At 62.3% G+C, this 13,572-nt stretch carries 10 protein-coding genes and 1 CRISPR repeat array; all 10 genes read left to right on the top strand.

What is annotated here, in order from left to right; translation table 11 throughout:
• Nucleotides 1-17 precede the first annotated feature (17 nt).
• The gene (locus AB0L63_RS19310; protein WP_364502367.1) at nucleotides 18-1,142 is read left to right on the top strand and encodes a Gfo/Idh/MocA family oxidoreductase; all 1,125 of its coding nucleotides are present in this window, start codon (nucleotides 18-20) and stop codon (nucleotides 1,140-1,142) included.
• Nucleotides 1,139-2,392 (top strand): DegT/DnrJ/EryC1/StrS family aminotransferase, encoded by a 1,254-nt coding sequence (locus AB0L63_RS19305; protein WP_364502364.1) that lies wholly within the window; start codon nucleotides 1,139-1,141, stop codon nucleotides 2,390-2,392. Before AB0L63_RS19310 ends, AB0L63_RS19305 begins: the two co-directional genes overlap by 4 nt.
• Nucleotides 2,393-2,398: 6 nt before the next feature.
• Nucleotides 2,399-2,839: an NUDIX domain-containing protein gene (locus AB0L63_RS19300; RefSeq protein WP_364502361.1), complete on the top strand. Its 441-nt coding sequence runs from the start codon at nucleotides 2,399-2,401 to the stop codon at nucleotides 2,837-2,839.
• A 537-nt stretch (nucleotides 2,840-3,376) separates the two neighbouring features.
• Nucleotides 3,377-4,039, top strand: coding sequence for a nuclease-related domain-containing protein (locus AB0L63_RS19295; RefSeq protein ID WP_364502358.1), 663 nt, complete (start codon nucleotides 3,377-3,379; stop codon nucleotides 4,037-4,039).
• A gap of 96 nt (nucleotides 4,040-4,135) precedes the next feature.
• Nucleotides 4,136-5,182, top strand: coding sequence for an asparaginase (locus AB0L63_RS19290; protein WP_364502355.1), 1,047 nt, complete (start codon nucleotides 4,136-4,138; stop codon nucleotides 5,180-5,182).
• Nucleotides 5,183-5,397: 215 nt separating this feature from the next.
• A complete protein-coding gene (locus AB0L63_RS19285) occupies nucleotides 5,398-5,892 on the top strand; it encodes a GNAT family N-acetyltransferase (RefSeq protein ID WP_364502352.1) in 495 nt (164 codons plus the stop codon).
• Between the two features lie 148 nt (nucleotides 5,893-6,040).
• Nucleotides 6,041-8,353: a CRISPR-associated helicase Cas3' gene (cas3, locus tag AB0L63_RS19280; RefSeq protein ID WP_364502349.1), complete on the top strand. Its 2,313-nt coding sequence runs from the start codon at nucleotides 6,041-6,043 to the stop codon at nucleotides 8,351-8,353.
• A 237-nt stretch (nucleotides 8,354-8,590) separates the two neighbouring features.
• A CRISPR array of direct repeats spans nucleotides 8,591-9,784; the repeat unit is 37 nt; unit sequence GCAGCGCCGGTCCGAACGGATCGGCGAGGATCTCAAC.
• An 88-nt stretch (nucleotides 9,785-9,872) separates the two neighbouring features.
• Complete coding sequence (gene cas5c, locus AB0L63_RS19275) at nucleotides 9,873-10,769, top strand: type I-C CRISPR-associated protein Cas5c (RefSeq protein WP_364502481.1); 897 nt, start codon at nucleotides 9,873-9,875, stop codon at nucleotides 10,767-10,769.
• Nucleotides 10,769-12,637: a type I-C CRISPR-associated protein Cas8c/Csd1 gene (locus AB0L63_RS19270; protein ID WP_364502346.1), complete on the top strand. Its 1,869-nt coding sequence runs from the start codon at nucleotides 10,769-10,771 to the stop codon at nucleotides 12,635-12,637. The genes cas5c and AB0L63_RS19270 overlap by 1 nt, the downstream gene beginning before the upstream one ends.
• Nucleotides 12,638-12,708: 71 nt before the next feature.
• The gene (gene cas7c, locus AB0L63_RS19265; protein ID WP_364502343.1) at nucleotides 12,709-13,572 is read left to right on the top strand and encodes a type I-C CRISPR-associated protein Cas7/Csd2; all 864 of its coding nucleotides are present in this window, start codon (nucleotides 12,709-12,711) and stop codon (nucleotides 13,570-13,572) included.

The raw sequence follows: 13,572 nt of genomic DNA, 5'->3' as shown, positions 1-13,572 counted from the left end.
AACCCAAGGGGGCCAATGTGATCCGGGAACCGATAACGAGGCCATGTGAATCCGCCCGAGGCGGGCTCGGTGCGGCACCAGCGTCGCGCATCGTCCACCCGGACATCGAATCCGGGTGGCGCACAGCGCGCCGTGTCGCGGGCCGCAGCGCGACACTGCGCGCCGGTGTAGTGGGCCTCGGGCGTCAGGCAATCAACGATCACATTCCAGCGCTCGTAGCGTCACATCATGTCGAGTTGGTCGCCGTCTGCGATGAGGACCCGAACGTCATGCGCGAGCAGCAAGCGTTGCATCAAGTGCCGGGCTTCGCTGATCACCGCGAGATGTTCGAGGCCCAGGCGCTCGACCTGGTGGTGGTCTGCGTGCCACACGACGCCGGTCGGGCGGTCATCGAGTCGGCCGCGGAGCACAAGGTCCACGTCCTCAAGGAAAAGCCGTTCGCCACCGACCTGATCGAGGCCATCGAACTAGCGGATTTGTGCGAGCGATCTGGCATCGAGCTGATGGTCACGCTGCAACGGCGATTCAATCCGATCTATACGAGCTTCCCGCAGCTCGCGGATCAGATCGGCACGCCGTTTCTGATCGACGCCCGCTATACCGTGCATGTCGATGACCCGTCGGAGGGTTGGCGTGGGCAGAGCGCCAAGGCGGGCGGCGGCTGTGTGATCGACATGGGCTATCACCTCATCGACCTGCTTCTCTGGTATTTCGGATTGCCGGACAGTATCGCTGCCGAGCTGTCGGTCGGTGCGCGGCCGGACCGGCGTTACGACGCCGAAGATACTGCGCTCATTCACTTTTCGTACGAGAGTGGCCTCTACGGCTCGTTGCTCCTCTCGCGGTTCATCGGGCCGAAGACCGAAGAGATCCGGCTCGTCGGGTCTGAGGGCGTCGTTCATCTGGAGCGTGGCCGTATCCGCCGACTAACCAACAGCGGCGAGGTCATCGAGTCACTGCATCGCGAACAGGCCTGGCCCTCGGCCGCGGCCTGCCAGATCGACTACTTCCACCGCGTCATCGACGGCACCCGACCCAACCTCAGCGGTCCAGCCGAAAACCTCGCGCACATGGCCTTTGTCGCCGCCTGCTACGAGGCCGCACGCACCCACATCCACCTCAATCCCAAGGAGCTGTTGTGACCTCACCACTGGCGCTGCTCGGCGGTCCGCCCGTCATATCCGGAGTAGCACGGCACTTTTCATGGCCGCCACTGACCGAGGCCACCAGCATCGCGATCCTCGACCAGCTCGACGAGGGCATCTCGATCTACGACCGCTCGGGTGTCATCGCCCGACTGGAAGATGCGCTTCAGCACTACTTCGGTGTCCGCCACGCCATCCTCACCAGCTCAGGCACCGCTGCGCTGTATTCGATGTACGCCGCCTGCGGCATCGGGCCAGGCGATGAAGTGATCGTGCCTGCGTATACGTTCTTCGCCACCGCGACGCCGCTCTTGCACCTGGGTGCAACTCCTGTGCTGGCGGATTGCGACACGAGTGGCAACCTCGATCCGGTCGATGTGCCGCGACGTATCACCGAGCGCACCAAAGCCATTGTGGTGACACATATGTGGGGGATGCCCGCACAAGTCCAACCTCTGCGCACACTGGCCGACGCTCACGGCCTGTTACTGCTCGAAGACGCCTCCCACGCTCACGGCGCGAGCATCGGTGAGAAGAAGCTCGGCACGTTCGGGCGAGCCGCCGCTTTCAGCATGAACGGGCCGAAACCGCTGTCGGCGGGTGAAGGCGGCTTCATCCTCACCGATGACGAGCAGGTGTATCACCGCGTCTTGCTGCATGGCCAGTACAACAAGCGGTGCCGAAACGAAATCCCAGCGCGATCTGACCTCAGCCGCTACACCGTGACAGGCATGGGACTCAAGCATCGCATCCACCCACTGGCCGCAGCCATTGCGCTGGAACAGCTTTCACATCTGGATGACTACCTCGCAGGGCGAGAGCGCATCGCCGAGCACATCCACGACGAACTCCAGCGAGAGCCGGGTCTCACTATCACCTGGCACGAACCACACACGCGACCAGCCTGGTACGGACTCGCGATTCTCTACGACGGTGAATTCTTCGACGATGTGCCTGTCGAGCGCTTCCACGCCGCGTTGCAGGCCGAGGGCTGCCACGAATTCGACCGACCAGGATCGACCTGCCCGCTGAACCTGCTGCCGCTCTTCCAAGAACCAGGTCCACTGTTCCCGGCCTTCACCGGCAAACTCGGCTACGCTCCGGGCGACTACCCACGAGCCGAAGAGCTCCACCATGCCACGCTCAAACTCCCTGTTTGGCATCGAGACGAGGACCTGCCGCTCGTCGACCGCTACATCGAAGCGCTCTACAAAGTCATCACCCACCACGCCGATTTGAAAGGGTAGAACTCGATGATCGAGACAACACTGCTGGAGAAGCTGACGCGTGAAGCCGACCAGGACGAGGTACAACAACTCGTCGTGGGCGCCATCGTCCAACACGGCGGCAAAATCCTGCTGTTACAACGTCCCGCCGACGACTTCATGGGTGGGATCTGGGAACTTCCCAGCGGCAAAGTCGATCCCGGCGAATCCATCGACCAAGCCCTGATCCGGGAAGTCAAGGAAGAGACCGGCCTCGACGTTACTGCCGTCCGAAACTACCTGGGCGAGTTCGACTACCAATCCGGCAGCGGCAGGAAGAGCCGCCAGTTCAACTTCACGGTCGAGGTCGCGAATACCGACACAGTGCAGCTGACCGAACACGACGCGTTCACATGGACCAGCCTGGCAGAGGAACCACCGGTTACAGATGCCGTGAAGCAAGTCCTGGCGCGATATCGGGAGATCTGAACGGGCACAGGCAATTCGGCTGCGCCGAGGGACGAGACTGAAGTGTCTACAACGCCAACAGCCCGCTCCCGAAACGAAGAAAGCTACGTTGATGGCGCGGTCAAGGTCCAGACTGCCGTGCTTGGTGTTGCGGAAATAGAGAAGCGTGTTGCGGTAGCCGAGGTCAATCAGCCGATTCCGCCACTCGGCGGCCTTGGCGACAACAACGTCCACCCTCGCACTCTTCAACTGCGCAGTCATATCGCAGATCCCCCTCTATCCGATTGCCTACGTCTGAGAGGTGCACGTCGGCGCTCCACAACGTGGTCGTCCTGGCTCTATTCGTGCATGCTGTGAGTCGGCAGCGCGGGAAGGAGGCGCAGCGGGATGCGGGTCAAGGTACTTTCCGACCACGGAGGCGAGCAGCTTCAACTGTCCGAGCAGCAGTTGAAGGGTGCCTCAGCGAATCAGGCTGCGTGGCAAGACGTTTACGCTCAGTCGTGCGGCGAATTGGAGGCTGCTCGTCGGACGAAGCCGTTGTGGAAGCGGATCCTGTCGGTGCCCACCGCCGCAGAGCAGGCTGCCCAGGCATGGGTCGGTGACGCGTCACAGCAGGTGGAATGGGCGGCGCACGAGGCACTACAGGCATACAACCGCGTCCAGCAGCAAGGCGCCGGAGTGTACGGCGAGGAATTGCTCACCTGGAGTCTTTCCGGCCTCCTACCCGACGAATGGGTGATGCTGCGCGGCTACCGCAACCGACGCGGAGAGACCGATCACGTCCTAGTCGGCCCGGCGGGGGCATGGGCTGTCGAGGTCAAACGCCGCCGGGTTCTGCTCCACGCCGTCGGTGAGGATTGGTGGTTTCAAAGGCTCAGCTCCCGGGGGACCGTGTACGAGCCTGAATGGGCGGTCGACGGAGGTGGCCGGAGCTGGCCCCGCCAGGTCGGCGACGTCGCCCACGATCTGGCCAAGTGGTTGCAAAGGCAAGGCCATCACATCCCGGTGCGGACCGCGGTGATGCTCATGCATGAGCATGCTCAGCTCGTCGAATGTATCAACCCCGCTGTGGATTTCGTCGGATCCGACCCCTGGCAACTCGTGAACACCATCCTCGGTGACGGTTGTGCGACGCCGTTGAGTCAGGACGCCTGCACGGATATCGTCGGCCTGGTCGAACGTGACCACTACTTCCATTCCAATCGGCGCCGAGGACGATGAATCCGTCAGCGTCACCCAGCTGGCGTCAGTGGATCGGCCTACGCCGCGCACAGTTTCCACCCCGACCTCAACGGCCAAGATCGCTAGGCTGCCGGGGTGTCCTCCGTCGATACCGGCCGCCGCGTGATCATTTTCGCCCTTGGTGGCACCATTGCCATGTCGGCCAGCCCCACAGGTGGTGTCATTCCCACGTTGTCGGCCGAGCAGCTCGTTGCCGCCATCCCAGGACTAGCGGACAACAGCATCACCGTCGAGGTGGTCGACTTCCGCCAAATGCCCGGCGCCTCATTGAGGATCTCCGACATCAGCGCGCTGGCTGGTGCCCTTCATCAACGACTGGGTGATGCCGACGGTTCCGTTGTCACCCAAGGCACCGACACGATCGAGGAAACGGCCTACCTGCTGGATCTCCTCCACACCGCGGCTGAACCAGTGGTCGTGACCGGAGCGATGCGCAACCCGACACTGGCGGGAGCCGATGGTGCTGCCAACCTCTTGGCCGCCATCCAAACCGCCGCTCACCCGGGATCCCGCGACCAAGGATGCCTCGTCGTTGCCAACGACGAAATCCACGCAGCGCGCCGAGTCCGCAAAACCCACACCACCAGCCCCGCCACATTCCAATCACCCAACGGCGGGCCACTGGGCTACATCGTCGAAGGCCACCCCCGGCTGCTGAATCACCTCCCCCGCCGCGCCGCTGTCCCCGCCACACCGAGCGACGACATCCGCGTCGCGATCATCACCATCGCACTCGGCGACGACGGCACCACGCTGCGGGCAGTCGGCGAGCATGTCGATGGCATCGTCGTCGCGGGCCTGGGGGCCGGACACGTTCCCGCGCACATGGTCCCGCTGTTGGAAGCCCTCGCCAGCAAGATTCCCGTCGTACTCGCCTCACGCACCGGTAGCGGCTCGACTCTTCAGACAACCTATGGGTTCCCCGGCTCCGAACGCGACCTCATATCTCGCGGTGTGATCCCGGCCGGCTATCTCGATCCGATCAAAGCTCGCATCCTGCTGCTCACGCTGCTCGCAGCGAAATGCGACGCCGCCGCGATCACCGCCGCGTTCGGCGCCGAGGGTGGATACCTCGATGCTGAAACATGGCCCTGGCCAACCGATCCCACCGGCGACCGCTGATCATGCAGAGCGGCGAACTGTCTCTCGGCCGATCATTCGGTGTCGTGTTCGACCAGGTGACGACTTCTATCCCGCGCTTACCGAATTCTGCCGAACCAACGATCTCCGCCAAGGCTTCGTGCCCTGGCCCAACGCCCCTGATACCGCCGCGCAATGCTGGCAAACCACAACCCAATTGACCGGCGTCGTCCGAAGGATCTGGAGGCAGTGCGTCCGTGATCGTCACTCCGCTTCAGCACGAGCACATCGGCGAAGTCCACCAGCTCATGGAGCTCGGCGAACCGTATATCCGTGCCCGCACCCTTTCCGACTACTGGCTCTACGCCACGCTGTTCTCCACGAGCTGCCCCATCGCAATCGCCGCCGACAACAGCATCACCGGAGCCGTGATCGCGTTCCGAGGCCAGGACAACCCCTCACAGGTGTACGTCCAGGACGTCATGACCCATCCGCAATATCGGCGACGCGGCATCACGCGAGCGCTCCTGTACAGCGTGCGAGCACAAGCCGAAAAATGGGACTGCGAGCGCATATACCTGACGTCCGAGGCCGACAACCAAGCAGCGCACGCTACTTGGACCGCCCTGGGTTTCGTCAACGTGCCCGGCGATCGGGAGATCAACGGCATCTCGATCATTACCGACTTCAAAGGACCGGGCAAAAGCCGAGCTATCTACGAACTGCCCATGAAGTTCCCCAAGCACTCTTAGAAGTGAGCAATGAGTGCATCCCAAGATCGGGAAGTGCTCCCTTTTTCATGCCTGATCGACGTGCCACGCCTCCTTGCAGGGCTGGGTGTTTTGTCTAACGAAGTCCGAGTGCTGTTGTTGTAGAACATATTTCGCTACCGTGTGATGGGTGACTTTGTGGGCTCATAGTGTCAGTGATGTGTCTGGGGTGCGGCATAGCTTGCAGGCGCACTGCAGGTCGACGGGGGAGTGGGCGAGCCGGTTCGCGACTGTGTTCGGTGCGGGTGATCTGGCGTATGCGCTGGGGTTGTTTCATGATGCGGGTAAGGCGTCGTGTTCGTGGCAGAGCCGTTTGTTGGAGGTTGAGGCCAGCGGGGCGCGTGTTGGCGTCCCGCACAAGGAACTCGGTGCGCGGCTGCTGCACCCGGTTGCTGATGTCGCGGCGATGGCTGCGTGGGGACATCACGGTGGCTTGTTGAGCAAGGAGTTGTTCGAAGACTTCGTCTCGGAGGGGCCCGTGCTGGGGGAAACAGACACGGCTGCCGGGTATTTCGATGCTGTACCGGAAGCTAAGACCGTTCTGGACGGGCCGGGGCTGATTCCGTCGGGTTGGCAGGGCGAGGGTAACGAGTTGGTGATGGAGATGGGCCTGCGGATGGTGTTTTCGGCGTTGGTTGATGCAGATCATCTCGATACCGGGGCTCATCGCCGGGGACTGCTGGGGCCGCAAGTCGCCGACCCGGCCGATATGGCCGTGCTGGCCGACCGATTCGAGAGTCGGCGGCTGGAGAGAATCACACGGAAACCGAACCTGGCGGGCGCATCGACCTCTACTGATCTTCTGCGCGCGGAGGTGTACGGCGCTGCAGTCGCTGCCGCGGAACGTGATCCGGGAGTGTTTCGTCTGGCCGCACCGACCGGGTTGGGGAAGACCTTCGCCCAAGGTGCGTTCGGGCTGCAGCACGCGCGGGCTTGGGGGAAGTCTCGTGTCGTCATCGCTGTGCCGTTCGTGACGATCACCGAACAGAACGCCGATGTGTATCGAGGGTTGCTCGACACCGAGGAACAGCCGGTTGTGCTCGAGCATCATTCCAGTGTTCGCTTCGAACCCGACAGAGATGTGCCCGCTCCGCTGACCGAAGCGCAGAGGTGGGGGCGGCTGGCGGCTGAGAATTGGGATGCGTCGTTCGTGGTGACGACGACAGTGCAGTTGTTCCAGTCGTTGTTCGGCCGCAAGCCTTCCCAAGTGCGTAAGCTTCATCGGCTGGCGAACGCTGTGCTGATTCTGGATGAGGTGCAAGCGTTACCGACGAGGTTGTTGTTGCCGATCTTGAGCGGATTGCGCACGCTGACAGAGCATTTCGGCACGACCGTGTTGCTGACCTCGGCGACCCAGCCGCAATTCCAGTCGTTGTCGGTGTGGCGCGGGCCTGAGAGGGGAGGCGGCGAGCTGAACATCGACGAGATCATCACCGAGCCGCAGGCATTGTTCGATCGGGCCCGCCGTGTGCGCTATCAACGGCGACTGGACGCGCAAGTCAGCTGGGAGCAGGTCGCCGACGAAGTGAGCGACCAGCCGCAAGCATTGGTGATTGTCAACTCGGTGTCGGACGCGCGGCAGCTCTACCGTCTGATTTCGGAGCGGCGGCACCATGTTTGGCATCTCTCGACGCGCCTGTGCCCTGAGCATCGGCGAGCTGTTCTGGCCGTCGTTGCTCAGCGGGTCCGCGATGCGTTGCCGGTTCTGGTCGTGTCTACTCAGTTGATCGAGGCTGGAGTGGATTTGAGCTTTCCCGTGGTGTGGCGTGCACTAGCGCCAGCGGATTCGATTCAGCAAGCCGCAGGGCGCGCCAACCGAAACGGCGAGTACGCCGGTGGCGGTCTCGTTGTGGTGTTCGACCCTGCCGAGGGCAAACGTCCAACTGACTATGAGGCCGGATGCGACCTTACATCTATTCACTTCGGTTCTACAGGAAGGGAATTGGACAATCAGGACGCTCTCGCCCGCTACTATGAAGAGCTGTATGAACAGCTCCGGCTGGATCACCGGCCGATCGACCGAACCAAATGGAATGTCGGTCACGTCGTGCAGGACAACCGCCGCAAGCTTGACTACATCGCGGTCACCGACGGCCCGGAGATAGACCTGGGCCGTAGCACGGGAAGGGACCGCAAGAAGGCATTCCGCATGATCGACAACGACACCGTGCCGGTCGTTGTCGACGATGCAGATCACCGTCCACTGATCGACGCCACACTAGCTGATCTCGCCTCAGGTCGCGTTGGATCCGCGAAGGCACTGCGGACACTGCAGCCGTGGATAGTTCAGTTGAGCAGCTTCCGCGCACAGCAACCCGAGACTGCGGCGTTGATAGACAACATCGTTGGTGACCTGGGACGGTGGAAAGGTACCTATGATTGGGACCCTGAGGACTGTCGTGGCGTCGGTGTCGTTGACGACGACCTGCCAACGGTGTTTTGACTAGCATTCGCTGGCCAGGCAGCCCGGGTTTGGTGCCGAGCACTCGGTGGGACCTTGGCCTGTCCCCGATGTACTCCAATCCAGCAGCGGTAAACGCATATCGCCACACTCAGCGGTTCGGAACCGTAAGTGCGATGTGGATATCTAGGGGGTTCCGAACCGGCATCCAGGAGAAACCGATCGCGCGTCTCTCGTGTCATGATCGAGACGCATAGCTAAACCTGCACTTCGCGCAGGGCAGCGCCGGTCCGAACGGATCGGCGAGGATCTCAACATGGAGCAGTGGGCCGCGAGGCGCGGGGACATCATGCAGCGCCGGTCCGAACGGATCGGCGAGGATCTCAACTTGCCCTCACGAGTCCAGATGTCCGACTCGTAGAAGCAGCGCCGGTCCGAACGGATCGGCGAGGATCTCAACTCCCTCTCCAGGCGCGCGAGAACAGCGCCATAGAACGCAGCGCCGGTCCGAACGGATCGGCGAGGATCTCAACGTATTTCTCTTGGATATTGCCGTGCACCCAAGCCAAGCAGCGCCGGTCCGAACGGATCGGCGAGGATCTCAACGCCATGTGGGTGTTCGTGATCGGGCACCCGTCGTGGCAGCGCCGGTCCGAACGGATCGGCGAGGATCTCAACCACGGGCAACTCGGCGACGTCGGAGACCCGTTCGGGCAGCGCCGGTCCGAACGGATCGGCGAGGATCTCAACAATTACTGCGAGCAGGCTGCTCGATTACCACTACGAGGCAGCGCCGGTCCGAACGGATCGGCGAGGATCTCAACCACTCCGACTGTGTCAACGATCTAGCGGCGGCAGCGCAGCGCCGGTCCGAACGGATCGGCGAGGATCTCAACCTTGACCGCTTCGGTGAGCTGCCCGGCGGCTCGGGTGCAGCGCCGGTCCGAACGGATCGGCGAGGATCTCAACTGGAAGGAAGACCTGTGATCGTCCCCGATGAATGGCAGCGCCGGTCCGAACGGATCGGCGAGGATCTCAACTGGAGCATCCGGCGGTAGCTATCGCTGCTGGTGTGGCAGCGCCGGTCCGAACGGATCGGCGAGGATCTCAACCTCCCGCTCGCGTACATCGGCGATCTCGGCGCGGTGGGCAGCGCCGGTCCGAACGGATCGGCGAGGATCTCAACGGTTTCCCAGCGTTGCTGAGACGCCCACTCCCGGCAGCGCCGGTCCGAACGGATCGGCGAGGATCTCAACAGGTGATCGCCGCCCGGCTGAGCGAGTTCATCCAGCAGCGCCGGTCCGAACGGATCGGCGAGGATCTCAACACCTACGTGGACGCGGTGGGTATGCCGGTCATCCAGGCAGCGCCGGTCCGAACGGATCTGCGAGGATCGCGACTGTTATTTGTAACTCGGCTATTATTCCGCCGCCCGTGCAGCGCTGGTCCGTATGGTTCGGCGAGGATCTCAACATGTAAATCGCGGCTTGTGGGGTTACCTCCGGCGCCGGGCGTTGCTGTGTGTCGCGCCCGGTTGGTGAAGGCGTGGCTTGCCTTTCCGATGCGCTGCAAACTATTCGACCGCCCGGTTTTATTGGCAATGGGGGCCGTTTCTGTCGGTGGTGTACGGCATGATTCCGCTTCATGTCGACTCTCCACTCCTGCAATAAGTTTCGGAAAATTTCCGATTCCACCGAGGCGCTCATGGCGGTACAGTGACTTGCGCTGCACGGGTGGATCAAGCGGCGATTTACATGAATTCCATGGAAGTGGTCTTGATTCCGTATTGTCTCGAATGAGAAGTGCTGGAAGGGGTGTGGTTTCGGTGTCTTTAGTTGTGCAGGTATGGGGATCTGGTGCGTTGTTCACAAGGCCGGAGTTGACGGCGGAGCGTGTGTCGTATCCGGTGATGACGCCGACGGCTGCGGCCGGGGTGTTGGAAGCGATCTACTGGAAGCCGGAGTTTGCTTATCGGATCAAACGCATCGAGGTCCTGAAAGAGATCAGGAACTTCGCCTTGCGGCGAAACGAGACTACTGATCTCGCCTCACTCGCGGATGCGGTCTCGGGGGTCCGGCGAGTGGACACCGCGGCGCGTCGGGTGCAGCGAAATGCTGTGTGCTTGAAGGATGTCGGCTATCGGATTCATGCCCAGATCGATGTACGCCCGCATGCGGACAAGCTCGAGTCGGCATATCGGGATCAGTTCCGGCGCCGCGTCGCCCGTGGCCAGTGCTTTTCTCAACCCTACTTGGGGACAAGAGAATTCGCGGCACGGTTCTCCGAGCCCGACGACACGCCACCGATCGATCTCACGGCAGACTTGGGTGTGATGCTTCACAGCATCCAACACGCAGGTGACCGCAAATCGTTCACGTGGTTCCGTGCGGCGTTGGTCCACGGCGTGCTAGAGGTGCCGAAAGTCGGTCTGATGCAACAACCTTCGAAGGTATCGTGATGCTGCTCGAACGGTTGGCGGTCTATGGGCGCAGTAGCCGCGACGACGTGGCATCGTTTCATCGCGATCGTGAGTTCCGCTGGAAACTCGATATCCGTACACGCAACGGTGCCGTCGACGGTGTTGCTCTGGCGCCCTTGCGGGACTTGGATGCGCCGAAGCGCGGTGTGACACATACGGTTCCGACGTCGGATCGGACGATGAATGTGTTGGCGCATCTCGCGGCCGACGACGTGCAGTATGTGTTGGGGTGGGGTGATGACACAACCAAAGACAGTCGGGTCGCCGACTGTCATCGGGCGTACGTCGGGCTGATAGACCGATGGGCTGCGGCTGTGGATGCGGTCGCGGACCCTGTGCCTCACCTGCTGTCGGCCCTCTACGGTTCGGGGCGGCTCACTGAACTGGTTCGCCCCGAGGGGATTCGCGCCAAGGATGGTGTCGTCACCATCGTCGATGGCGTCCCCGCTTACCGCAGCCGTAGTGCGGCTGAATATTGGTCTGTTGAAGTTGTCGCGAGTAAGTCCACCGGCCGTGTCGATGCATGTCTAGTGTGTGGTCGGTTTCGGGAGTTGACCAAGAACATCCCGATGAAGGTCCCTGCGAGCCTAGTTCCGGGAGCGAGCAACGACGCGGCGTTGGTGAGCGTCAATGCGCGAGTCTTCGGCTATGACCTGACAGACGACCAGCTGACCTATACCCCGATCTGCCTGCATTGTGCCAACGACATGATGGGCGGGCTCATCGGTGTGCTGTCCTCGGAGCACACGATGACCTATCCCGCCCAGGACACGCGGATGGCGTGGTGGGTCAGCGATCCCGACGAACAAGCACCAGCGGAGCAGGTCATCCGGCCCGACCCTGATCGGATCAACACCCTGCTGCGCTCGGTCCATCACGGTAAGCCGACCGCCAACAGGAAGGCCGCCCGATTCTGCTGGCTCGCTGTCGGCGGCAACGTCTCCCGTGTCATGGTCCGGGACTGGATCGACATGGCTTTGGCCAGCGACGACCCCGAAACACCTAGCCTGGACCGCAATATCGCCGCCTGGTTCGACGATCATCGCAACACTCCCCGCTGGTCGCAGCCACGCACCTTGACCGATGGCACCATGCTGCCACCGGGCCGGCACTGGCATGGCGTCGAGGACATGGTCAAATGTTTGGGCCGCTGGGACCAGCGAGCCGGACAATACGCTCGCCCCGGCGCCAAGAACGCCGACAGGTTCGCCCAAGCCAACCACGAGCTGCTGCGATCAGCATTCCTCGGCGTGCCGGTATCGATGGCGTTGCGCGCTCACCTGCTGCACCGCATCAGCAACGACGGCCGCGTCGACGATATTCGTGCCGCACTGATCCGTCTCGCCCTCAACCGCTGCCCCCACCGAATCGAGGACTCGCCCATGCCTACCGGGCTCGACAAGAATCTGCGCGCCCCAGCCTATCTCGCAGGGCGCCTGTTCGCCCTGCTGGAACAAACCCAGCGCACCGCCCACCGCGATCTCGCCAGTCGAACGGACGAAACCGGCACGCGGACAGACGGATCGGAGGCCGAGAAGAAGACCGAGAAGAAGACCGACGAGGTGAACAGCACCTTCACCAGCCGGTACTTCCGCAGCGCTGTGGCCACACCTAGGGTCGCGCTGACCCAAGGCCGGATCGAGGCCGACGCCTGGCTCAGCAAAATCAGCCGCCGTCAATCACCCCGCCTGGCCGCGCACTGCAAGAAGCAGCTGACTGAGCTCTACGAGCTCGTCGAGGGATCCAACGGATTACCGATGCGGTGCAGTTTGCGGCAACAAGAGCAGTTCATCCTCGGCTACCACCATCAACTCGCCGACAGCGCCAACAGCACTTCCCGATCCTGACACTGCCTGCTTCCTGAAAGGGACCCATCGCTATGACCAGCACCCTCTCTGCGAACCACATAAATCCTGCTGTGCGCCATGACATGGTGCTGCTGTTCGACGTCACCGACGGCAACCCCAACGGCAATCCAGACGCCGGTAACCAACCACGCGTCGATATCGAATCCGGCCACGGCCTGATCACCGATGTCTGCATCAAACGCAAAATCCGCGACACCCTGGCCCTGGCCGCACCCGACAACCCCCGCTACGGCATCTTCGTCGAGGCCGGTTATGCCCTCAACACTCGCCTGGCCGAGTCCTACGCCGCCACCGGACTCAAACTCAGGAATAAGCTGACCAAGGAGCAAGCCGAGACTGCCAAAGCCTGGTTGTGTGATCGCTACGCCGATATCCGTCTGTTCGGGGCGGTCTTGTCCACCGGTGACACCAACGCCCTCGGCCAGATCCGCGGACCACTGCAAGTCGGGATGGCGCGCTCCATCGACCCCGTCGTGCCTACCGAGCACGCGATCACCCGCGTCACCCAGACCCGCCAAACCGACATCGACAAAGGCGAATCCACTGAGATGGGCGGGAAATGGACCGTCCCCTACGGACTCTACAGAGCCGAGATCACCTACTCCGCCAGCCGCGGTACCCAAACCGGAGTCGACACAAAGGATTTCGAACTCCTCTACCGCGTACTCGAGATGATGTTCGACCATGACCGCTCCGCTGCTCGGGGCAGCATGGCCACCCGTGGCCTGTATGTCTTCAGCCACGACAACGCCTTCGGTAACGCACCCGCGCATAAACTGCTCGACCGCGTTGTCGTCAAGCTGCGTAACGAGAACGGCGAGTTCGGGCCGCGCAGCTTCGCCGAATACGAGGTCTCCGAGATTGACACCACCGATCTGCCTGACGGTGTGACATTCGCCCAGGTCATCAGCTAA

Origin of the sequence: Nocardia sp. NPDC051990, assembly GCF_040680755.1 — a bacterium.
Taxonomy (GTDB): Bacteria; Actinomycetota; Actinomycetes; order Mycobacteriales; family Mycobacteriaceae; genus Nocardia.
This window is presented reverse-complemented; position numbering and strand designations above follow the sequence as displayed.

What these genes read in the sequence shown, in the direction of transcription:
- AB0L63_RS19300 (WP_364502361.1), top strand. Translation starts at nt 2,399, where the DNA reads ATGATCGAGACAACACTGCTGGAGAAGCTGACGCGTGAAGCCGACCAG.
- cas5c (WP_364502481.1), top strand. Translation starts at nt 9,873, where the DNA reads ATGCGCTGCAAACTATTCGACCGCCCGGTTTTATTGGCAATGGGGGCC.
- AB0L63_RS19270 (WP_364502346.1), top strand. Translation starts at nt 10,769, where the DNA reads ATGCTGCTCGAACGGTTGGCGGTCTATGGGCGCAGTAGCCGCGACGAC.